This is a genomic window from Candidatus Babeliales bacterium (assembly GCA_040879965.1).
Classification (GTDB): Bacteria; Babelota; Babeliae; order Babelales; family JACPOV01; genus JBBDJI01.
Window position 1 is genome coordinate 407,842 of the sequence record JBBDJI010000013.1, and the last position, 20,864, is coordinate 428,705.

Annotated in this window: 24 protein-coding genes; 6 read left to right on the plus strand and 18 right to left on the minus strand. The window is 29.8% G+C overall.

Annotation, left to right across the window (positions count from 1 at the left end):
- Positions 1-98: 98 nt before the first annotated feature.
- Together asd and WDZ41_05660 are read left to right on the plus strand one after the other, a co-directional pair.
- Positions 99-1,004 (plus strand): archaetidylserine decarboxylase, encoded by a 906-nt coding sequence (gene asd, locus WDZ41_05655; protein ID MEX0940818.1) that lies wholly within the window; start codon positions 99-101, stop codon positions 1,002-1,004.
- 201 nt (positions 1,005-1,205) lie between these two features.
- Positions 1,206-1,742 carry a hypothetical protein gene (locus tag WDZ41_05660; protein ID MEX0940819.1) on the plus strand — a complete coding sequence of 179 codons (537 nt, stop codon included), beginning with the start codon at positions 1,206-1,208 and terminating at the stop codon, positions 1,740-1,742.
- A 70-nt stretch (positions 1,743-1,812) separates the two neighbouring features.
- Here WDZ41_05660 and prfA read toward each other — a convergent pair whose 3' ends face one another.
- The 6 genes from prfA to WDZ41_05690 all read right to left on the minus strand — a co-directional run bounded on the left by prfA (position 1,813) and on the right by WDZ41_05690 (position 7,596).
- Positions 1,813-2,877 (minus strand): peptide chain release factor 1, encoded by a 1,065-nt coding sequence (gene prfA / locus WDZ41_05665; GenBank protein MEX0940820.1) that lies wholly within the window; start codon positions 2,875-2,877, stop codon positions 1,813-1,815.
- 3 nt (positions 2,878-2,880) lie between these two features.
- Complete coding sequence (rpmE, locus tag WDZ41_05670; protein ID MEX0940821.1) at positions 2,881-3,093, minus strand: 50S ribosomal protein L31; 213 nt, start codon at positions 3,091-3,093, stop codon at positions 2,881-2,883.
- A 133-nt stretch (positions 3,094-3,226) separates the two neighbouring features.
- Positions 3,227-5,716: a hypothetical protein gene (locus WDZ41_05675; GenBank protein ID MEX0940822.1), complete on the minus strand. Its 2,490-nt coding sequence runs from the start codon at positions 5,714-5,716 to the stop codon at positions 3,227-3,229.
- A gap of 306 nt (positions 5,717-6,022) precedes the next feature.
- Positions 6,023-6,418, minus strand: a complete 396-nt coding sequence (locus tag WDZ41_05680; GenBank protein MEX0940823.1) for a hypothetical protein — start codon at positions 6,416-6,418, stop codon at positions 6,023-6,025.
- 157 nt (positions 6,419-6,575) lie between these two features.
- Positions 6,576-6,965: a hypothetical protein gene (locus WDZ41_05685; protein MEX0940824.1), complete on the minus strand. Its 390-nt coding sequence runs from the start codon at positions 6,963-6,965 to the stop codon at positions 6,576-6,578.
- Positions 6,966-7,113: 148 nt separating this feature from the next.
- Complete coding sequence (locus WDZ41_05690) at positions 7,114-7,596, minus strand: nucleoside deaminase (protein ID MEX0940825.1); 483 nt, start codon at positions 7,594-7,596, stop codon at positions 7,114-7,116.
- Positions 7,597-7,968: 372 nt separating this feature from the next.
- Here WDZ41_05690 and WDZ41_05695 point away from each other — a divergent pair, with 372 nt between their 5' ends.
- Positions 7,969-8,424 (plus strand): hypothetical protein, encoded by a 456-nt coding sequence (locus WDZ41_05695; protein MEX0940826.1) that lies wholly within the window; start codon positions 7,969-7,971, stop codon positions 8,422-8,424.
- 62 nt (positions 8,425-8,486) lie between these two features.
- Positions 8,487-9,152: a hypothetical protein gene (locus tag WDZ41_05700; protein ID MEX0940827.1), complete on the plus strand. Its 666-nt coding sequence runs from the start codon at positions 8,487-8,489 to the stop codon at positions 9,150-9,152.
- Between the two features lie 18 nt (positions 9,153-9,170).
- Here the strand turns inward: WDZ41_05700 and WDZ41_05705 are convergent, their stop codons facing one another.
- The 4 genes from WDZ41_05705 to WDZ41_05720 form a co-directional block, all read right to left on the minus strand.
- Positions 9,171-10,112, minus strand: a complete 942-nt coding sequence (locus tag WDZ41_05705; GenBank protein MEX0940828.1) for a sodium-dependent bicarbonate transport family permease — start codon at positions 10,110-10,112, stop codon at positions 9,171-9,173.
- A 259-nt stretch (positions 10,113-10,371) separates the two neighbouring features.
- Positions 10,372-11,070, minus strand: a complete 699-nt coding sequence (locus WDZ41_05710) for a hypothetical protein (GenBank protein ID MEX0940829.1) — start codon at positions 11,068-11,070, stop codon at positions 10,372-10,374.
- A 40-nt stretch (positions 11,071-11,110) separates the two neighbouring features.
- Positions 11,111-11,446 (minus strand): hypothetical protein, encoded by a 336-nt coding sequence (locus tag WDZ41_05715; protein ID MEX0940830.1) that lies wholly within the window; start codon positions 11,444-11,446, stop codon positions 11,111-11,113.
- Between the two features lie 129 nt (positions 11,447-11,575).
- The gene (locus WDZ41_05720; protein ID MEX0940831.1) at positions 11,576-11,908 is read right to left on the minus strand and encodes a DUF1622 domain-containing protein; all 333 of its coding nucleotides are present in this window, start codon (positions 11,906-11,908) and stop codon (positions 11,576-11,578) included.
- A gap of 124 nt (positions 11,909-12,032) precedes the next feature.
- Between WDZ41_05720 and WDZ41_05725 the strand changes: the two genes are divergently transcribed.
- Entirely contained in the window at positions 12,033-12,422 is a 390-nt protein-coding gene (locus WDZ41_05725) for an ankyrin repeat domain-containing protein (protein MEX0940832.1), read from the plus strand.
- Between the two features lie 13 nt (positions 12,423-12,435).
- On the opposite strand, the gene WDZ41_05730 is transcribed toward WDZ41_05725, so the two are convergent.
- The 5 genes from WDZ41_05730 to WDZ41_05750 all read right to left on the minus strand — a co-directional run bounded on the left by WDZ41_05730 (position 12,436) and on the right by WDZ41_05750 (position 15,601).
- Positions 12,436-13,662 (minus strand): FAD-binding oxidoreductase, encoded by a 1,227-nt coding sequence (locus WDZ41_05730; GenBank protein MEX0940833.1) that lies wholly within the window; start codon positions 13,660-13,662, stop codon positions 12,436-12,438.
- An 86-nt stretch (positions 13,663-13,748) separates the two neighbouring features.
- Complete coding sequence (locus WDZ41_05735; GenBank protein MEX0940834.1) at positions 13,749-14,000, minus strand: glutaredoxin; 252 nt, start codon at positions 13,998-14,000, stop codon at positions 13,749-13,751.
- The gene (locus WDZ41_05740) at positions 13,997-14,887 is read right to left on the minus strand and encodes a cytochrome c biogenesis protein CcdA (protein ID MEX0940835.1); all 891 of its coding nucleotides are present in this window, start codon (positions 14,885-14,887) and stop codon (positions 13,997-13,999) included. Before WDZ41_05740 ends, WDZ41_05735 begins: the two co-directional genes overlap by 4 nt.
- Positions 14,880-15,380: a hypothetical protein gene (locus tag WDZ41_05745; protein ID MEX0940836.1), complete on the minus strand. Its 501-nt coding sequence runs from the start codon at positions 15,378-15,380 to the stop codon at positions 14,880-14,882. Before WDZ41_05745 ends, WDZ41_05740 begins: the two co-directional genes overlap by 8 nt.
- The gene (locus WDZ41_05750; protein MEX0940837.1) at positions 15,380-15,601 is read right to left on the minus strand and encodes a hypothetical protein; all 222 of its coding nucleotides are present in this window, start codon (positions 15,599-15,601) and stop codon (positions 15,380-15,382) included. The genes WDZ41_05745 and WDZ41_05750 overlap by 1 nt, the downstream gene beginning before the upstream one ends.
- A 130-nt stretch (positions 15,602-15,731) precedes the next feature.
- Between WDZ41_05750 and WDZ41_05755 the strand changes: the two genes are divergently transcribed.
- Positions 15,732-17,057 carry a saccharopine dehydrogenase NADP-binding domain-containing protein gene (locus WDZ41_05755; protein ID MEX0940838.1) on the plus strand — a complete coding sequence of 442 codons (1,326 nt, stop codon included), beginning with the start codon at positions 15,732-15,734 and terminating at the stop codon, positions 17,055-17,057.
- Positions 17,058-17,332: 275 nt separating this feature from the next.
- On the opposite strand, the gene WDZ41_05760 is transcribed toward WDZ41_05755, so the two are convergent.
- The 3 genes from WDZ41_05760 to WDZ41_05770 form a co-directional block, all read right to left on the minus strand.
- Entirely contained in the window at positions 17,333-18,400 is a 1,068-nt protein-coding gene (locus tag WDZ41_05760) for a hypothetical protein (GenBank protein MEX0940839.1), read from the minus strand.
- A gap of 59 nt (positions 18,401-18,459) precedes the next feature.
- Positions 18,460-19,737 carry a zinc finger MYND domain-containing protein gene (locus WDZ41_05765; protein ID MEX0940840.1) on the minus strand — a complete coding sequence of 426 codons (1,278 nt, stop codon included), beginning with the start codon at positions 19,735-19,737 and terminating at the stop codon, positions 18,460-18,462.
- Positions 19,738-19,882: 145 nt separating this feature from the next.
- On the minus strand, positions 19,883-20,812 hold the full coding sequence (locus WDZ41_05770) for a phosphotransferase (GenBank protein MEX0940841.1): 930 nt from the start codon (positions 20,810-20,812) through the stop codon (positions 19,883-19,885).
- Between the last annotated feature and the right edge of the window lie 52 nt (positions 20,813-20,864).

Consider the following 20,864-nt stretch of genomic DNA (forward strand, 5'->3'; position numbering starts at 1 on the left):
CCAATTTCTTTCAAATTGATTATTTCTATAAAAAAGAGTAAAATAAAAATAGCATACATGGAGGAATCTAAACAAACCCTAATAAATTACAATCTGAAATGAATATATTAAAATTAATCATAATCTTTTTATTATTGCCTCTTGCTATATGGGCAAGCCCTCAAAAGGAAGCTTCAGAGCAACTGAATCAATTCTTACCCTTCCTTTATACAACTACTATCGGCTCTGCGATACGCTCAGTTATTATAAAGCCATGGTTTTCTAATGTTGCAGGATGGTATGCGGATAGCAGATTAAGCAAAATACATATTCCATCATTTATTAAAAAATACTCTATTAATATGCACGAAACAGTAAAGCCTAATTATAAAAAATATAACTCATTCAATGATTTTTTTACCCGTAAACTAAACCCAAAAGCACGGCCAATAAACTCTGAACAAAATTCGATAGTCTCTCCTGCTGATGGACAGATTTACATTGTGCAAAATATTCAACAAAAAACAAAATTTCCGGTAAAAGGAAAACAATTTGACTTAATAGCTTTTTTAAAAAATAAAGAACTCGCTCAACAATTCTATGGTGGCACACTGGCTGTTATTTATTTGGCACCATGGGATTATCATCGCTTTCATTTTCCTTTTAATGCTATTCCTTCTCATGCTCAATCAATCACTGGTAAATTTGAATCAGTCAGTCCATTTGTTTTTTCTTTTTTACAGCCATTACAAGAAAATGAACGTCAACTTATAATGTTAAAAACAACTAACAATAAAGATATTGCATTTGTTGCCGTCGGGGCATTGTGTGTAGGAAGAATTACGCAAACATATACGCCTTTTAAGCAATATAAAAAAGGTGAAGAAGCTGGGTATTTTTCATTTGGTGGTTCAACCGTTGTATTACTTTTCCCGCCTAGTACTATCAAAATTAATGATGCAATACCATTGCAAACATTTGCTCCAATCAAAATGGGCAAAAAAATTGGTTCCATGATTGATTAAAAACATTTAATGTCATAATTTATTTATTTTTTTTCTATCTTATACGAAAAAACTTTTTTAAAGAAAAATAAAGCCTACTTAGATATGAATAAATTTTTCTATCATAATTGATAATGATTTACTTGAACTTTTTTTAAAATAGTAGTAAAAATAATAACCATTCATATTAGTTTACTAACATATTAACCAAAAAGGTGATTCATGAACAAACCGATCAACACATTCTCTTTATTACTTTTACTTGTTACTTCAAGTGCATTTGCAAATGTACCTGATCGCAACTTTTTCAAAAACTCAGAAAATTTTAAAAACTTTACCAACGATGTCATTGAAGAATTGACAAAATTAGATAAAGAAACAGAATTGAGTAAAAGTACATTAGAAAATAAAAATAATCCTTTAAAATTAGTAAGAATTTTAGGATTATCCGGCATTGGTACATTTATTGCCAATATTTTTAGAAGTAGTGAATTTGATACAGTAAGAGTAGAAAACCTTAAAAAACAGTTAGAAACTACGGAGCATGCATTATTTGAATTTCTACCAACTGTAGCAAATAATGATGATTTAAAAGTCCTTTATTTAGCGATTATTGCTGGAAAAGTAAAAAAAGCTGAAGAAATTAGAGAATCAATACTTTCTAAATCAAGAAATCGTACTAAACTTGAAGAAAAACTTGAACAAAAAATTAATGAAATTAATACACCAGAAAATGTAGAAGATACTTCTGCTTGTTAATTAGTTGATAAACAAAATAAAAAAGGGAGCTTTTTAGCTCCCTTTTTTATGGTCAAATAAATAATTTTTTTTAAATTGTTGCTTTCTTCCTACGTTCTTCACGATCAAAAGCCATAAGCGCTTCAATAATTTCATCAAGCTCACCTTGCATTACCATATCAAGTTTTTTAAGCGTCACATTAACTTGATGATCAGTAACTCGATTTTGAGGAAAATTATATGTACGCACTTTTTCTGATCGCATACCGGTACCAACCATTTCTTTACGTTCTTTACTTACTTGCGCTTCGTGTTTTTCTTGCTGGACAGCAAAAAGACGAGATTGTAACATCTTCATCGCTTTTGCTTTATTTTTATGCTGAGAACGTTCTTCTTGGCAGGCAACCACTACTCCAGTTGGAATATGAGTAATTCGTACAGCAGAATCAGTTTTATTAACATGCTGTCCGCCCGCACCACTGGCACGATAAGTATCAATACGTAAATCTTGAGGATTAATTGAAATATCAACTTCTTTTGCTTCAGGCAATACGGCTACTGTAGCAGTTGATGTATGAACACGGCCAGAAGTTTCTGTTTTAGGTACTCTTTGTACCCGATGCACACCAGCCTCTCTTTTGAGATGGCCAAAAACTTTTTTTCCTTGAATATGGAGAACTGCTTCTCGAATACCACCCAAATCGGTCTGGCTCGTATCCACCAAAGAAACTTGCCAACCTTTTTCTAATGCATAAGTTGTATACATTTTAGTTAAATCAGCCGCAAATAAAGCCGCTTCTGCACCACCAGTACCAGCCCGAATTTCTAAAAAAACTGAGCGGTTATCGCGATCATCAGGCGGATACAAAATATCATCAAGTTCCGCTTGGCATTTTGCTTGTTTTACTTGCAATGCTTCAAGTTCTTCTTGATACAATGCTTCTAATTCAGGATCACTTATTGATTCTAATTCTTGAGTAGTTTGCGTAATAACGGCATCTAAATGTTCCAAAGTTTGTTTATGCTCAAGCAATTCAGATAAACGCGCTGCCTCTTTTTGCAACTCAGATCGCTTTGCTACTTCAAGTGCCGGTGCTACCAATTGTTGATTTATCGAATTAAATCGATCTTTTAATTCTATCCAATCAATTGCCATAAATTATGCGGCTTTTGCTGGTTTTTTGTAACGTTTTTCAAATTTTTCAATACGCCCAGCAGTATCAACAAATTTTTGATCCCCTGTAAAAAATGGATGACATTTGTAACAGATGGTTGTTTTTAATTCTTCTTGAGTAGAGCGTGTTTTGAAGGTGTTACCACAAGTGCAACGAGCTTCAACCTCAAATAATTCTGGATGAATATTTTGTTTCATAAAACTCCTAAAATTTATTAATAGTAATTTTCTAAGGTTAATTTCTAATAAAAGTATTGCCTAAAATAGGTTTTTTGTAAAGCAAAACATCTCTTTAAAGCGCTCAGAGAATCTTTTTATCTAAAATTTATCTTCAATTTTTAAGTCTTTTAATAGGCAATTCATTTTCATCTGTTACAAAAACACCTAGTTCTTCCTTGTTTTGAATCGGCCCTGGCGTTTTTTTAGTAATTTTAGGCTTTGTTTCTTCAATTTTTCTTTTTCCGCTTTCTTCTTTTTCATTGTTATTACAAGCTGCTACGATATTATTACTATTATGAACGTTATTATTATTGTTTGTTCTGCGTTCAATAGTTACTGAAAGTGGTGTTTCGATTGAAAGAAGATTATTATAAGTAGGTCGTTCCCATGGCTGCGTAGGATTATAAACTGGCCTTACGCCAACAACAATACCATTTGGCACTATATCAAAAGCTTCATAATTAAAAAAATATTCTACTTTTGCGCCCGAAAAACCCTCTGTATTTGCTGTTTGAATATGTTTTTTGCCTTTGATAATAATCTCACTTTCATCTTCATTGAATAATATTTTTTCAATAGGAAAAAAACAAATATTACGTTGCAAAGTTTTGTCTTGCTTAAAAGTTTTCCTTATCAATGCATCAGCATCAAAATCCCAGCATATCAATTCATTTTTTGGTGTTATACCGATAACACATTTGTTTTTTGTTCCTATCGCTATTGAAACAAAAGAATACTTTTCGATGCTACAAGTTTTATAATATTGATATTTACCATCTTTATTTTGATAGAGCAAAATATTTTGTCCTTTATAAATTGCCAAAAACTGTCCATCTTTACTTAATACAACCCCACGAGAAGATCCTATATCATCAGGCAAAGGAATCTCATATAATTTTTTGCCATCAATTCTGGTGTCATTAAATCCCCAAAAACTAATTGTTTTTTCTGTCAAAATGATTACTGATTGACCATTCTTATCATGTAAATGTGCTAAATAGGTATAATCAGAAATCGGTACACCAACTAGAAATTGGTGGCATTTAACATTATTTTTACTGTTAAATAGATATAATGTTTTATAATCCCCATTATTTCCTGTTGCTGCTAGATAATCATCATTAAAAAATTTTAACGATCTGCAAGACCTCAAATTATGAATCATTGAGTGTCTTTTACTACCATATTGGCCACTCTTAAACATTTGCCATAAATTTTCAGAAAATACTTCTATCATATTCTTTTTTGAACTAAAAGCATAAGATATACCATTTGGGCCACAAGAAACTGTATATGAACTATCTGACACGCCATAACCTCTGTAATCAGTCCATGTTTGATCAGACTTTATATCGTGCTTTTCCCTATTCTTCATAATTTTTTGATATAGACCAGGGCTTAATTCATATTGTGCTAAATTATTTTCGCCATTTTTTATTTTATTAACAAGAACTCGAAAAATTATATCTTGAACAGAAGGCAAATTAAAATATTCTGCTAAATAACTCATCGATTTCAATTCTTGCATTGAATAATCTATATTATTAGTGTTGATTTTATTTATATAAAAACTTTTTAAATCTTGACTATTATTAAATTTATACTCTAACTCTAGAAGATTGATTAATCTGCGAACTAAAACACCTGAAAGGTCTAAATAAATTACTGCATCTGTTTGATTATCAAATAACATATCTTGGATTGTTTTGCTTTGCATAACTAAATTTTTTGAGCAAGCCAATTTTGTATCATCGCTAGCTATTAAAAACACATTTTCTGATATTAATTCTGTTATTTTTTCAAGATCCATATAATTCGCTATATTGCGTATTGTTTCTTGCTCATCTGTAGGCATTTGCGCATAAGATTTAATAAATGTTGTTTTAAGTTGAATTAATTGTTCAGACTTTTCTGCATTATTTTCAATGCCTTTTATATATGCTTGAAACATGACCAAAAATAGAAAATATTGCCATCGATCAGTATTGATATTCGGTACATAGATGGGTTGCGGACTCTGCATCATATTACAAAGAGTTTTACTTTGTAATGCATACTTTGTATGTAATATAAAATTGTTATTATTTTCACCCTGGATGAGAATCATTTGCTCAAGAATATTTTGTACATCATTTAATTGAAACTCATTGGCGACATTTTTAAGATAAGTCATATTTTCTGGAGTATAATATTCTTCAGCATAATCGAATTCATTTTGATTTTTATAAAAAAGATGATCGGTTTTAAATGAGCCAAAATTTTTTAACTTCTGAGTAGTATTCTTATTTAATTTAATCTTTTGCAATTTTTCAATGAAGTTATCTTTAAGCAATTGCTTTTTGCGTTCATCAGCCTCATTGAATGCTTTCTGTTTTTCAAGTAATGAGGCAAAAATATCTAATTTTTGAGGTGAGTCGATTTCTGGCATTTCAATAGTCTCATTTTTATATTTTTCTGCCATATCAGAAAGAATCTTGTTCGATTTAACCAAATTTTTATCAAACGATACTTCTTCATCATATCCGGTAATTATATGCATTGCCTGGATTGGTAGAAAAAAAGCAAAAACTATCGTAATTATAAGAGAATAAAGAAACTTCATCATTGTTGCCCTAAAATAGAATAAAATTGCAAGTATTTATTTTCTATTTTAGGCAATAAATTCAAATTGTCAACCAAACTATAGTTTCTTTTCACCCTAAAAACGAGCTTAAGCGGGATAATTAGAGGGAAAAGTAGAAGATTATATAGACTTAGGTTTATTGGCAATTCAATTAAGAAATTATTTTAATTAAAATGGGCTTATGTTTGCTAAGAAAACAATCAAAAGCCATTTTATATGAAGAAAAAGTATTATTCCAATATTTTCTAATATCTTCTGTTTTTAAAATGATATTAAAAAATCACTTTAAGCTTGTTTAACTTCAAGTTTTGCTTTTTTCTTTTTAGAATCAAGCTTTACATACACATTTTTATTTCCACAAGGATTCGAGGTTGACTCACTCGAGTAATCATCAACCGATCCACTCTTTGCATACGGTCCTGAAATTATTTGAGCGTATGCTTTTTTTAGACATGAACCAGCAAGGCCACTTCTTGGATGTTTTAATGTTTTTCTTTCATCAGGTTCCATAAAGATTGGACCATAAGTCTTCTCACGACCTAAACCTCTCCTTACTTTTGCCTGAGCTTGAATTTTATAGCCAGTTTGATTATGAAAATGATATTCATAACCAAGCAATAAGTTCGGCGTACATATAAAAAATATTGATAACAAAGATAAATATTGCAATTTAAACTTCATTCTTGCTCCCCCAAATTATAAAACAATTATTCCTTTTTTATAATTATAACACAAATTGAAAATGCAAATAAAGAGAATAAGCAACTAATGCTTGATATATAGGCAAGCATTTAAAAAACTATATTTTAAAAATTTATATAAATTTTTTTCAAATATGTTATTCAAGGTTTTCTATCGAAATTTTTGCCTTTTTATCACGGCCTAAAGTTACGGTTACATCCATATCTCCACAACCAGTGACGGGGAAACGAGTGGGTGGTTTCTTTCTGGTATTTTCATCGGTCGCATATGGTTTTGAAGTTATTCGCGCATAAACTGCATAAAGACAGTGGTTGTCTCCCTTTATAAATCTCTTCTCACCTCTATTTAAAAGAACTGGCCCGAAGTTTTTTTTCTTACGAAATAATCCTCTTTTAACTTTTATCAAAACGCTAACCCCATTCTGGCCGGTTTCATTTTTAATAAAATATTTAAAGCCAAGTAATGAGCTCGGCACACATACGAAAAATATTGATAACAAAGATAAATATCGAAATTTAAACTTCATTTTTGCCCTCCCAAAATTATAAAAGAATTACTCTCTATTTAATAATCATAATACAAACTGGAAGACCAAATAAAGAGGATTCTAAATAGGGGTTTTTTTCCAAACATGAAAGGAACAAGATTAAAAGTACAAAAAAGATAATTATTTCTTAATAAATTTTGTTATTTTTATCTTTCCACAAAGTAAAAAGTTCTACACAAGAATTACGCATTCTATCGGGAATAATTTCAATATTACTCCCACCTAATTGTTGCATTTGCTCATTTGATATAGTCAATTCACTAAAACCTGCTTGTTTTGCATCGGCAATTGAAGTACCAAATACAATTTTATCAATATTAGCCCAATGGCAAGCAGTAAAACACATTGGACATGGTTCAGTAGTGGAATAAATTGTGCATCCAGAAAGATCGATAGAATTCAATATTTTACATGCTTGGCGGATGGCCTGAATTTCAGCATGTGCGGTAATATCAGTGGTTGCCCAAACAACATTATGCTCAGTAATAATAATTTGACTATCACGCACAATACAAGAACCAAATGGTGCTTGTCCATTTGCGATTCCTATTTTTGCTTTATCGATTGCCAATTGCATATAAGATTCTTGCCAGCGTTCTTGCTCAAACATGTTATTCCTTTAAATTTTTTTATATTCATTTAACGCAATTTTCAATAGTTTGGTAGGGAATATAACTTGAATCTCCTATGCATGATAACGCAAAAAATATAATTTATTCATGAAAAAACTCCTTTTTTAATAGGCTAAATATTATAGAGCAACAAGATCCGACTACGGATGTCAATTTTAAAATCTTTATCTTAATCAAAACGCTATACAAAAAGCCAGAATTAACAAATACAGAGGAGAGTACTTCCTCAAAAAAACCCCTTACCCAGGTTCACGCAAATAAATCCCAAAAAGCATTGATTTTAAAGGGTTTTTTCTACTAATATTAAGGAAGAAGATATATGTAAAATATAATAATTTTTAGGAGATTACATGAAGAAACAATTATTCGTTCTTTTAACCCTATTTGGTACATTCAGCATTGCAAATGCTCAAATAAATTGGGGCGACAAATTTATCGAATTTAAACAACTAGGCAAAGATCACAAAATGGAGTGGTGCGATTTTATGATGAAAATGAAAAACCAAAAAATGGAATTAAAGAAAAAACATAAAAGCGCATGGTTTGATTACAAAATAAATATGCTTACCCAATGGAAAGATACTGAAATAACTAGCCAGGCAGATAAAGACGTTCTTTTTAAAGAACAATTAACTAAAGCCCTAGCTATGCGTAAAGAACAAGCTAAAGAATGTAAAGAGCTTTATGAAAGTTTCTTTAAAGAAGGCAATAACATTTTTAATAAACAACAAGAAGGCCTCATGAGCTTTGAAGAATCCATAACACCAAAAGTAGAAGCTGCAGAAATTGAAACTGCAGAAGAATAAAACTAATTAAATAAATAGGGACTCAATCGAGTCCCTATTATTCATAAAAATAGGAAAATAAAATGATTTACAAAAAATTATTTTTATTATGCTCAGTACTATTAATATCTAACCTTAATAATAATATTAAAGCTCTTTCTAAAAAAAAAGAGGAACTGCATAAAGCTATAAATGATAAAAATGATCAAAAGGTAAAATATTTACTTAATGAACATGGAGAAAGTATTGTTGATAAATCAGGCCATGAATCTTCAACACTTCCATTGGCTTATAGATCGGGCAATAAAAAAATTGTAGATCTCATTCGTCAATATGGTGGTACCATAGCTCAATCTTTTAGAGGGTCTCGCTTTGTTTCTGATCATAAATTGAGTTTCTATGAATTTGAAAATTTTACCAAAAAAACGCGATCATTAAGCGAAATTACTGCTGCAAAGACTGCAGATGAAGCTATAAAAGTTTTTCTCAAAAATTACAGCATCCTAGACGTAGCTAGTTATTTAAGTTCCTTAGATGAAAAATCACGAGAAATGGTCTTGGAGAAAATGTTTGAAAAACTATTATATATGGATCCATCTTCAATTGTTAACCTTAATTTATTTTCAGGATTTGTAGCAGGACGGACTGCAATATATATGGAAGATCCTAAATTAAAAGCACTATTGATTTGGTTATTTAATTTACCTATAATCCAGGAACATTTACAAAAAATAGCCCTTAGCTTTTAAGCCATTCTTAAACCCTTTTTAAATGCCAAAATATAATTGCACAAGATAAATATATAAGTAAATGCCAATCAATACATTAAACGGAAATGTAACACCTAATGAATAACTCAAAGCTAAGGCAATGTTACTGCCCGGATAACTGGTTCTTAAGCAAGCAGGTACGGCAATATATGAAGCGCTGCCCGCTAAAACCATTAATAGAACTACTCCACCAGGCGATAACTGCATAAATATACCAAATAACATACCAAGCAATGCACAACTAATAGTTATACTAACCGCGCAAACTAAAATTAGTTGCAGTCTTCTTTTTATCGTAGAAAACTGCTCTCCAACTGAAATTCCCATTTCCATTAAGAAAATAGCTAAAATCGGACGCATTGAATCAAAAAAAATTGGACTCAAAATACCAATTGCCCATTCGCTTGCAATAACACCTCCAATAATACTTCCAAATAAAATATATAAGCTTTTGTGGTTAATCGCATTGTAGATCATACCAAAAATGCCACGGCTATTTTTTTCACTTTTATTCAATAATATATTTGCTACAATAATTGCCGGAAATTCCATTAACGCTACAAATAAAGGAATATAAGGCTCAAAATATATATTTTTACTTTGCAAAATTTTTAATGCAACCGCAAAAGTACCAATACTCACTGAACCGTAATGAGCAGCAACTACAATCGAATCATTTTTTGAATACCGAACTATATATTTCAGTAAAAAATATGCCATAAAGGTACATGCTATGGCTAAGCCAACAATCTGGCATGATTGATAAATAAGTCGCCAACAACACCAAGTACGTAATGCAATGCCACCTTTTAAGCCAATAGAAATGAGCAAATACAAACTAATTACTTCGTAGGCTATTTTTGGCAATCTAATACGAGACCAAATTAGCTTTAAAGCAATACCGCATAAAAAGAAATAAATTATAGGATCAATAAACACGAAAAATATCCTCATGCAAAAGCAGCTCAATTAGAGCTTAAATTCGAAAAATGATTAGAATAGTTGGTTCAAAATAGTTTTTTTCAATAAAATTAAAATCAATAAAAAGATTATAACAAAAAACATAAAAAATGGAAATAAACACTAAATTACGATTCAATTAATGCTTTAATCAGTATGCAAAATAAGCCAGATGTTTTGAGCATCTGGCCCTTTCAAATTTCTATTCTTCTAGGTGTAAATACCTATATTATTTAATTTAATTCTGTAATTTAAAAATTTCCTCAGAACCATCATGCCCTTTTAATACAAATGAATCCAATAAAATTGAACCAACGAATGTATCAACCAATTTTTCTTTATTTGAAAGCATTTTTCCAAGATCCGTAGTCGATTGATCATCATTCTGTTCACAAATCCTGCCAAGTGTAAAATGGGCGCCAAATGGAAATCGTTGCTCAATCTGATACTTTTCTTTTAATAGATCACCAATTCGATTTGCTAATTTGATGAGCTCTGGATTATTCGCTAATTTTAACACAACATTGAGATAATTTTTCTTTTTTACTCCATCATATTCAATTTCAAATTTGCCTTGCCAATAGTCAATACTCATTTGATCAACGCTTTGAGTAATATCTATCGCTTTGGATTGTGCAGCAATATTTCGTAACTCATCAATAAATCTTGGATATTTTTCTTTTGTTTGTTCAATATTAATTTGATCTTGGCTAACAAATGCTAATGAAAGATGAGGAGAAAACTGAGCTGGCTGGAATAAATAGTTTTTATTTTGAGCCTGATTATTTATATGATTTAATTCCTTGCTAATCACCGCTTGATTCTGTTTAATAACATTAATAAATCCTTCAGGGGTTTCGCTTAAAAGATAAACTCCTGCATTGACTGAACTTGTTATCAATACCAAAGCAATCATAAATTTAATAGCATATTTCATTTTTTCTCCTTCGAATAAAATTCCAGATTAAATAGATTTTTCAAATTTTATTCTTCGATTCACATAATTTTTCAAATTTCTCAAAATATTTTTTTGCCGCTTCAGAACTTAATGAACGATCATTTCCGTCACCATAATCATTAATAGCATAACCATCAAAACCGTCTTCACTCTGGCCATCCAATTGCTTATTAATATAATAAGAGCACACACAAATACTAAAATATTTAAATCTACCTGGTAGATGAGGCCATTTTTGTTTTGTGCCACAATACTCATTTTTCTGCGGATTATACGTAACTTGCCAACTACAATTAATGTCGGTTAACTTTAACGCCAATAAACATAAAAAAATTAACAATTGTTTTTTGAGCATATTTAAATCCTTTAAATTTTTAAAAAAATTAAAACTGCTCTTAAATATAACTATATTCGTTTAATTTACAACACATCAAATATAGTTATTCAACACTACTTTTCTGGTAATGATTTCTTCCATTCTTTCTTAACGTGATAATTTTACTGCGGCCAATTCTAAATTTAAAAAATAGCTTAAAATAGTTCTGATTAATACTAAAATAGCTAAAAGTCCTAAGTTATAATAATCAGGATCAATGAGAGAACCGACAATATCAGCGCCTACCATAAATTCTAAACCTAAAATTACACTATCTCCAAATTGTAGCCGAATATAATTAGTATCGAATTTTTGCCAAAAAATAAGCAAAAATAATTGATAGAGCGATCGGCATGCGCCAAAAATAATTACCAATACCCCGATCATCGAAATACTTTGCCTGGTATACGATAAAAACAAATCAAACATAGTTAATTCCATACTTTTCCTTTTTTTATTTATTTTCAATATCAATGTATATAAATTTGATTCATTTGATAATCAAAAAATTTATTGTATATTTTAATCTAACAAGCCCTCATTTACTGATTAAAAAGGAAGTAGCATGAATAGAAGCATTTGTGTCTCTTATTTTTTGAATTTATTATTTTTATTTTCTTTTAATATTCAACTAAATGGCATGGAACCAAGCGCTCAATTGAAAAGTTTTTTGGAACAAGAAGAGTTTTCCTGGAACCAAATAAATTCATTAATTAAACAAGGAGCTGATCCAGATACTCGCGATGAAAATGGCTATACCTTATTGCATCTCGCTGCTCTTTTAGGTGAATCAGATCAAATTGAATGGTTACTTAATAATGGCGCTTTAAAAACGGTTGTTAATATAAAAAATGAAACCCCATTAGATATTGTCCAAAAATTCGAATCTGTGTACCCTAAAAATTATGAAAAAGTAATTGCACTTTTAACTAAAGATTCTATGCCAAAAAATTAATTAACAATAATTATTACGGTATATATCTTGTTTTAAGGTTGCACAAAGCAAAAGAAAGTTTTTTGCCGAGAACCGATTGCAAAATACCACCAATTGCAAATGAACGATATGGTGAAAAATATGGATCCAAATCTATTCGCCCTTCAAGTATGTGTTCCGCACTATATCTGCCAAGTGCCGCTGCTATTGGCAAGCCAGCTGCAGCAGAAATATAATAAAGATAGGGTTTTTTATTATCGCGACCTGCAATAGGGCCAATATCTTTTGATAAACCAATTAATCCTGGCCATAATTGTTCAAATTGTGTTTTTAATTGTGGAAATTTTTTATGAATATAATGAGTTAATTTACGCACCATCGGTGCATATTCATGATCTGCTTTAGATGAATAAGTGGTTAAAAAATTGCCACCACCTACTAAAAGACGATTATCACCAGTAAGCCGAAAATAAGTATAAATAAGATCAGTATCCCATGCCATCAGATTAGTTATTGGAAAAAGTGTTCTCACTTGTTGGTCAGTTAATTGCTGCGAAATCATCAAAAATGTTTGAGCATGATAAATTTCTTGTTTTAGCACATTTAATTCTGGCATAAATCGATCAACACAAACAATAATATAATCAGCTTTGATATTTGCATGCATCGTTTTTAATGTATGATTATCAATAGAAGTTACCGGAGTTTCTTCAAAAATTATTACTCCTTGTTGCTGTAATTTCTTTTTTAATGCTTGGCAATATAAATAGCCATTTATACCAAACGAACCTTCATAACGTACGCCACCAAAATAATCAGCTGAATTAACATATTCTCGAATAGCATTCTGATTATAATAAGAAGTTTTATAGCCAAGTTTGGTCAAATTTGCATGCTCAATTGAAAGCTCTTTAAGCGCTTTTTTGCTATTAGCGAGCACTACGGTATCTTGCGGAATATAATCACAAATAATTTCATGATCTTGAATATTAGTTTTAATATCTTGCACACCAGAAATAATAAAATTCCAAATTTGTTGTGCTACTTCAATAGTATAGCGATCGGCAAAATCAGTTAATGATAATTCAGCATTGGGCGTAATAAACCCGGAACTTTTACCCGAGGCACCCGATCCACAATAATATTGCTCAAATAGCGCAACTTTTTTTCCTTTTTTATTAAAAGCTTGCGCGGCTGAAAGCCCTGCCATACCACCGCCGATAATTGCAATCTCAACATTGATATCTTTATTGCATGGCATTACCGCTTCACGGTTTAAATACCAAAAAACTTGGTCTTGTGGTAGCCATAAATTTTTTTTGATAATTTTATTATCCTATAATTAAACTATGCTAATTCATCAAATTTACTTCTTAGTTGCCCTTCAGTAACACCGCCCATAGAAAAAAATTCATCATTGATTAAAATGCCAGGAGAAGTCATAATTTTATGTTTTTTAGCTAATTCTTGGCCTCTATCAGTAGTCACATCAATATCTTCAATATTTAGATCGTATTTAGGTTTTAATTTACTTAAAATTTCTTTTGCTTGCATACAGTGAGAACAACCTTTGGTAGTTAATATAGTAACTTTTATCATAGAGCTTCCTTTTTAAAAAATTTCAAAATAATAGGTAAAATTAATAAACCAATCGCTAAGATCCAAGGAATAAAATCAATCGGATAATCAAAAATCCACCACCCACGTAAATTTAATAATCCTGCTGGAATTAAGAATGTTCCTATTAAAATAAGAAACCAAGCCGATAAATTTTTAATCGCAAAGCGATATTGAACTAATGGTTTGGTTGCTTGAATACCAAACATTGCTAAAATAGTGAGAAAAATAATTGGCAATGCACGGCCAACACCATGAATAAAACCAAGTGATGACCCGGCTAATACATTTGCAGTTCCGGAAATATAAAATAACAGAACGTAAAAAAGAGGGTTCGGACAACCTACTCCCGCATTACCTAATAATAATCCCAATAAAAAGCTTCTAATATAATCCCCTTTTTGCTGAAATCTTTTTGGTAAAATTGTTGCTGCAAAAGGTATTTGTAATGGAAAAAAAGAAAATTCTGATAACCCGAAAATATAAGCAGCTAAACCAGATATCAAAACTATCCAAGGAGTAAGTCCTTTAATGCCTAAAATATTTCCTAATAAAGCCATCAAAATACCATAAAACATTATTGTTATACTGATGCCCAACCCAAAAAGAAGGGCCATTATAAATCCTTTTAAATAATCTTTTCCCATGGCCATAGGAACAATAATAAAAACTAATGGTAAAGTGCATGGGAGAACAATCATTGAAAGACCTGATGCAAATGAGAGCAATGCCATAAACCCAAAGGTCCCGCCAACTTCAGCTTGCTGCCTTACACCTAATAACCACGCTAAACCTAAAACAATAACAATAAAAAGAATTGCCGCAATCGCTACTAAAATTTTTGGTATATTATTTTTAAATTTAATCATAATGAATCTCTATTTTATCTTTGGCTTGCCACCTATATGACGGATCTACTTCTTTTCCATTAACCATAAATTTTTTTGGTTTTGCTTTAAATTTTTCATTCCAATTAAAATCTTCCGGTATGAATTTAATTTGAAAATCAGCAAAATCTGTTAAATTTTCAAAAGTGTATTTCTTATTTTTATTTTTTGGATCAATGCCTATGAGCCCATGCCAATGATTAATATTTTTTTGTGAATGAGTATGATTCCTGTCTAGATTTCCTTTTTCATAGCCTATAGAAAGCTCTTGATTATTTTTAAGTAATTTCAACTCAGCATGTATATGAGCAGTTAAAAAACATTCTTCTTTGCTAGCAACAATTTTACAAACAATTTGAGGCGGTTCATTCATAGCACTTTCACCACCAAAATATCTTGCAATCCAAAAAAATAAAATTATTACGAATAAAACCGTTACAATTATCGATATATTTTTAATTCTTTCAAATTTCATTACATCGGCATATCCATTTTATTATTCATCATCATTCCTTTTCCACAAGCTAATATAAATGGACACGTGGCAAATCCTAAAGAAAAAAGAATAAGCAAGTAGAAAGAATACAGATATAGATTGACAGTATTTTTTATACTATAAAGTAGGCAATAAAAAAAGAAATACCAAACAATAGCATTAATTATTAAAAAAGTAATAAAAAAGCCGACATTAATCATTATTTCTCCTTATTTTTTTTATTACTTTATACATTAAATTTTAATGAATTTAAAAGTCAATATTCAATAAAAGAGTTTCATCATTTTGAATTTTCTTACAATTTTATTAATCTCAAATAAAAGGGGATCAATGGCAGAATTTAATAGGAAAATTTTTATAATTGGTTGTGGTGCGGTGGCTCAATGTAGCATTCCATTAATTTTGAAATATTTTAATATAGCTCCCAAAAAAATTTCAATAATCGATCCACTCGATGTAAGAACAGCTATAAATGATTATATAAAACAAGGCTTACAATTTGAGCAAACAAGCATTATAAAGAATAACTTTTCTATGATTCTTGCTCATTATCTAAAGCCAGGTGATCTATGCATTGATTTAGCAAATGAAGTGGATACATTGGATATCCTCAATTGGTGCCAAAATCATAATGTTTTCTATTTAAATACCTGCTTGAATAGCTGGCCCAATAATGAACAATATTCAGCTTATAAACTCTATCAAATAATATTAAAATTGAAAAAACAACATCAAAAAAATACGACCACTGCCGTATTAACTCACGGTGCAAATCCCGGTCTCATTTCTTCTTTTGTCAAACAAGGTTTAATAGACGCTGCCCATTATTTTATGCAAAAAACAAATAAGCAAAGAGAAATTGAACGCGCTCTGGAAAATGCAAACTTTAGTAATCTTGCTTATCTGTTAGCTATCAAAACAATTCACATAACAGAGATTGATTCACAAACTATTTCCACTGAATCAATTAATAAATTTTGTAATACCTGGAGCATTAATGAATTTATCAGTGAATGTACTGCTGATATTGAGTTTGCATGGGGATATCATGAAAAATCTCATCCACCGGGCGCAAAAATAGATAACGGAAATATTTTTTTACCAAATAAAGGGCTCCATTCACGCTTACAATCATGGATTCCTCATGAAACTTTTTCTGGTATGATAATTCCTCATGATGAAACATATACTGTTGCAGATTATCTTTCGATTGCGCATACTTATCGCCCTACAACTCTTTTTGTCTATAAGCCATGCCCTGCAGCACAACAATTATTAAAAAATTTTGATTCAAATAAAATTACTTATCCCGAACATGTCATCACCAATGAAATAACTGATGGCGGAGAAAGGATGGGTTCTTTATTAATAAATAGTTCTTTTTCTTGGTGGACAGGAAGCCTCATAAGTATTCAAGAAAGTAATAAATTATTGCCAGGACATAATGCAACTGTCATGCAAGTAGCTGCCGGCATTTTAACTGCATTAGACTTTATAATAGAAAATCCACAAAAAGGCATTTGCTTTCCGGAAGATTTAGATCACCAAAAAGTGTTGAAAATAGCAAAACCATATCTTGGTAATGTAATATCAAAGCATGTAGATTGGAATATCAGTACCGATTGTTTATTTAATGATTATCTATTACAACTATAAACTGCATTAATAATCCACGAAATACTTATCTTAACAATCTTTACTAACTTATATTATAATACTAAGTTTTTAAAAAATTGAGAGAAAAAATACTCGCCAAGCATTCCAAAAAAAAGAATATAAAATCTTATAAGCCACCATGCTTTGTTATACATAAAGTTGCTAAAGCCAATCTGAGACTTTAAAAAATATTATTTTGCTTTGTCAATCGAAAATAATAATAGGAAAACTAAGTAAAAAATTGGCAAATTTATGAAAAATCATTGTTATTCTGTTCAATCCATAAATTCATTAAGAATAGTAAATATAGATTTTTCATGCTCATTATCCCAATTTACGTTTACTGAAGAAAAAGAAGAAGAAGAATCTGTTTTCAAAACGGTAGTTTGTTTAATCATAGTATGGTTTAAGTTTTGTAAAACATTTGCAATATCTTGCGCATAAGATATACCAAGAACAAATATCGTCTTTTCTCTTGGTAATTTTAATAACCCATGTAAATAATGTACAACACCGGTATTAAAAGCAAATCCATGAAGCATAATTTTATGAATTCTGTCAATTTCCTGGAGAATTTCATCAATGGTATCAGACTGTTGAAGATGATTCAAAAAAACTAATAATAATGACATCCGTTCATTATATTTATCAAATAGTTCGTAAATCTTATTTCTGCTTTCATTAATTTTTTTTATTCTCGAATCTAATAGAGATACGATTTTAATTTGTTGTAAATTGTTATAATGATCTCTAATTTCTTTTGATTTTTTTACTTGTGCTTTCATGGCTTCAAAATATTCAGCTAAGGACATATCTTTATATTCATTCAATTCATAAAAATCTCTCATAGCCTGATAAAGATGAAGTGGTTCTGGAAATTTTTTAAAATTTTTTATAGCATCAGGGTCAAGTTTTGAAAAAACTTCTATTAAGCATTGCCTATGCTCATTAATAACCGTCCATTCAAATACTTTTTGATGATAGAATTCCAATTTCAAGTAAGGATTTTTGCTTATATCTTTAGAAAATTGATAGTGCAAATAATTATTAGTCAGAGAATTATCAATATATTTTGGTTCAGTTTTTAACGTATCATAATCATATATACATTGAATCATTTTTTTTGTTTCTAATGACTTATTATTAAGAACCTTCATTATTAATTTATTTTTTTCAACAAGTTTTTTTTCAATATCTTCGCGCAAAAAACACCCAATTAATAGTATTTTTTGTTTGCTTTCTTTATTTTCTAATAAACTGAATTCAACCATTGCCTGCAATTGATTAAAAACAATAGCAATAACTAATAATAAAAATAATGAATACTTAACTTTTAATAGCATACAATTTTCAATTTCAATGATTAAACAAATTTGTCAGCATCAATTAATCAATCGTTTTTTTAATTTTTATTACAATTAACTTTATGTTTTGGCCAATCTGCTCTTTGACAATTGACTGAGCAATACCAAATCGATTTACAATATCCACAATGTTTTAGTGAAATTTCAGCAGATGTTTTATTGCAAATATTACATGCTTTTTCAGCTTTAATATTATTACTGTTTTTTGGAAGTAAATCTTTTGCAAAAGATGAAATTAGAGTATTTTCTTTTGCTTGATAATTGACTAATCCATTTATCACTTCTTCAATAAAATCATCCTGCTCTTTATGCCAACTAATTGTTGCTCCATATCTATTCACATCATTCATGACACAATTTTTTTTAATTATATTGTAATTTAATCGTTGCAATCCATCTAAAATTTTTGAAAGATAAGCAGCTCCTACAATAAACACTGAATTTGATGCTTTAGCATTTAACAAGTTGCGTAAATAAATCATACTACCAATTTGAGCATCAGAACCAAGAAGTAAGGCACCAGGAAGTTTATTATCAATTGCATCTAATGCTTCACGACTTGTCTTAAATTTTTCTAAGTATGAAATTAAAGCAAATAATAATAATACGTCCTTATTGGATTTTATATTCAGAATATTTTGAATATCTTTGTTATGTTCTTTAATTTTTTCAATTTTTTCTTCAAACATTAAAGCAATATCTACCTGATTATCCTTTTTATAATCATCTACCATAGAACTAAATTGCTTTTCTTCTTTTTCAAGCGTGTTAATATATTCAACTGCAAGCATATCCGCAATGTCTCTATTATAAAATCTTTGCAGCAAAGAATTCATATGATTTATATATCGAGCATCACTTTTAAAATCATTTATAGAATGATTAACAAGATCAACAAAAATTTCTTCTAATAACCTTATATGACGAGAAATTATTGTACGCTCAAATCCTCTATGATGACACGTTTTTAGTTTACAATACGAATTGTTTTTAACTTCTTTTGAAAATTGCCAATGTATATAATTAATAATTTCAGATACATTCGCATAATCTGGTTCAGCGTTACCTACATTATAATCATAGATAAAGTTAATAGGTGCTTTTTTCTCCAATGATTTCTGATTAAGTGATTGCAAAAATGCTTTACTTTTATCAAATGTATAGTTTTCTACGCAATTATCTCCAAATTGCCCTATTAAAAATACCTTTTGTTTTGTTTGATTATTTTCTAATAAATTAAATTCAACCATCGCCTGTAATTGAACAATACTAATTAACAATAAAAAAATTGAGTATACTTTTTTTAATTGGATCACAACATAACCTTTATAATAAATTATTGCGTATAAAAATTCTTTAATTAAAAAGCAACAATATCAGATATTACAAAAATTACTATCTTCATTTAGTATTTTTTATAGGAAAAACAATATAGAAAAGATTAATTATATTTTTGCTATTTTATGTATTTAGTTCTTGAAAAACTTTTTTTAATGCAAGAATTGTCCAATCCTTAAGATGTTCATCTTTATTTTCATAACAATAGGGTAAAAGTCTAATGGAATGAGTAAGAGCCCGAAAAATTGCAATTTTTTTTGTTTGATTATCGATATTACCGTACGTATTAAAAAAGACATTTTGAGCTTCTTGATCGAAAAGCATAAATCCTATTGATAAATCAATGCCGGGATTACCAATATGAATATCGCCCCAATCAATTATACCCGTAGGATTCATATTTTCATCAACAAGTATATGCCGACTATATAAATCGCCATGCACAAAACTTGCTTTTTCTGCTTTAGCGAAATTAAATGAACCTAAAATATCAAGTGCAATAAAAAGATCATTTTTATCAAAATCAGCTTGCAAAAAATAGTGCGCATAATCGGAAATAGTTTTTTTGCATGTTTCTATTCTCCCAGGTACATCTAATCGCCAAGATTGATCACCTTTTATTAATGAATTATATGATTGGGGTATGTTCAATCCATGCAATTCTTTTAGCCAAAGAGCTAACGTTTCGGCAAAAATTTTATTATTGATTAAATGCGCTTGCGTTTCACTTAATGGCTCGCCTGGCAATATGCGATATCCAGAAAAAAAATATGGGTAAGCATTTGAAGGTTGACCGATAATTTGAGGAGATGAGAGCGAAAAAGAAACATTTTTTGCAATATATGGTAGTACCGCTATTTCATTTTCCATACAAGTAACGCCCATTTGCCTACGAGCAAATCGAAAAACATATTCATTATTTATCAGATAAACAATATTATCCCAACCTTCGCCAAAGATTTTTATAGATACAACTTTTAAGTTCGTTTGTGATTCAATTAACTGTTTTGCTAAATCTTGATTAATATTAATAGTTTGAGCCCAAATATGCATGATAAAATTCCTTTTACTTTTTAAAGAATTTTAACAAAAAAAAGGCCAAAAC

What these genes read in the sequence shown, in the direction of transcription:
- asd (MEX0940818.1), top strand. Translation starts at nt 99, where the DNA reads ATGAATATATTAAAATTAATCATAATCTTTTTATTATTGCCTCTTGCT.
- WDZ41_05660 (MEX0940819.1), top strand. Translation starts at nt 1,206, where the DNA reads ATGAACAAACCGATCAACACATTCTCTTTATTACTTTTACTTGTTACT.
- prfA (MEX0940820.1), bottom strand. Translation starts at nt 2,877, where the DNA reads ATGGCAATTGATTGGATAGAATTAAAAGATCGATTTAATTCGATAAAT.
- rpmE (MEX0940821.1), bottom strand. Translation starts at nt 3,093, where the DNA reads ATGAAACAAAATATTCATCCAGAATTATTTGAGGTTGAAGCTCGTTGC.
- WDZ41_05675 (MEX0940822.1), bottom strand. Translation starts at nt 5,716, where the DNA reads ATGAAGTTTCTTTATTCTCTTATAATTACGATAGTTTTTGCTTTTTTT.
- WDZ41_05680 (MEX0940823.1), bottom strand. Translation starts at nt 6,418, where the DNA reads ATGAAGTTTAAATTGCAATATTTATCTTTGTTATCAATATTTTTTATA.
- WDZ41_05685 (MEX0940824.1), bottom strand. Translation starts at nt 6,965, where the DNA reads ATGAAGTTTAAATTTCGATATTTATCTTTGTTATCAATATTTTTCGTA.
- WDZ41_05690 (MEX0940825.1), bottom strand. Translation starts at nt 7,596, where the DNA reads ATGTTTGAGCAAGAACGCTGGCAAGAATCTTATATGCAATTGGCAATC.
- WDZ41_05695 (MEX0940826.1), top strand. Translation starts at nt 7,969, where the DNA reads ATGAAGAAACAATTATTCGTTCTTTTAACCCTATTTGGTACATTCAGC.
- WDZ41_05700 (MEX0940827.1), top strand. Translation starts at nt 8,487, where the DNA reads ATGATTTACAAAAAATTATTTTTATTATGCTCAGTACTATTAATATCT.
- WDZ41_05710 (MEX0940829.1), bottom strand. Translation starts at nt 11,070, where the DNA reads ATGAAATATGCTATTAAATTTATGATTGCTTTGGTATTGATAACAAGT.
- WDZ41_05715 (MEX0940830.1), bottom strand. Translation starts at nt 11,446, where the DNA reads ATGCTCAAAAAACAATTGTTAATTTTTTTATGTTTATTGGCGTTAAAG.
- WDZ41_05720 (MEX0940831.1), bottom strand. Translation starts at nt 11,908, where the DNA reads ATGGAATTAACTATGTTTGATTTGTTTTTATCGTATACCAGGCAAAGT.
- WDZ41_05725 (MEX0940832.1), top strand. Translation starts at nt 12,033, where the DNA reads ATGAATAGAAGCATTTGTGTCTCTTATTTTTTGAATTTATTATTTTTA.
- WDZ41_05730 (MEX0940833.1), bottom strand. Translation starts at nt 13,662, where the DNA reads ATGCCATGCAATAAAGATATCAATGTTGAGATTGCAATTATCGGCGGT.
- WDZ41_05735 (MEX0940834.1), bottom strand. Translation starts at nt 14,000, where the DNA reads ATGATAAAAGTTACTATATTAACTACCAAAGGTTGTTCTCACTGTATG.
- WDZ41_05740 (MEX0940835.1), bottom strand. Translation starts at nt 14,887, where the DNA reads ATGATTAAATTTAAAAATAATATACCAAAAATTTTAGTAGCGATTGCG.
- WDZ41_05745 (MEX0940836.1), bottom strand. Translation starts at nt 15,380, where the DNA reads ATGAAATTTGAAAGAATTAAAAATATATCGATAATTGTAACGGTTTTA.
- WDZ41_05750 (MEX0940837.1), bottom strand. Translation starts at nt 15,601, where the DNA reads ATGATTAATGTCGGCTTTTTTATTACTTTTTTAATAATTAATGCTATT.
- WDZ41_05755 (MEX0940838.1), top strand. Translation starts at nt 15,732, where the DNA reads ATGGCAGAATTTAATAGGAAAATTTTTATAATTGGTTGTGGTGCGGTG.
- WDZ41_05760 (MEX0940839.1), bottom strand. Translation starts at nt 18,400, where the DNA reads ATGCTATTAAAAGTTAAGTATTCATTATTTTTATTATTAGTTATTGCT.
- WDZ41_05770 (MEX0940841.1), bottom strand. Translation starts at nt 20,812, where the DNA reads ATGCATATTTGGGCTCAAACTATTAATATTAATCAAGATTTAGCAAAA.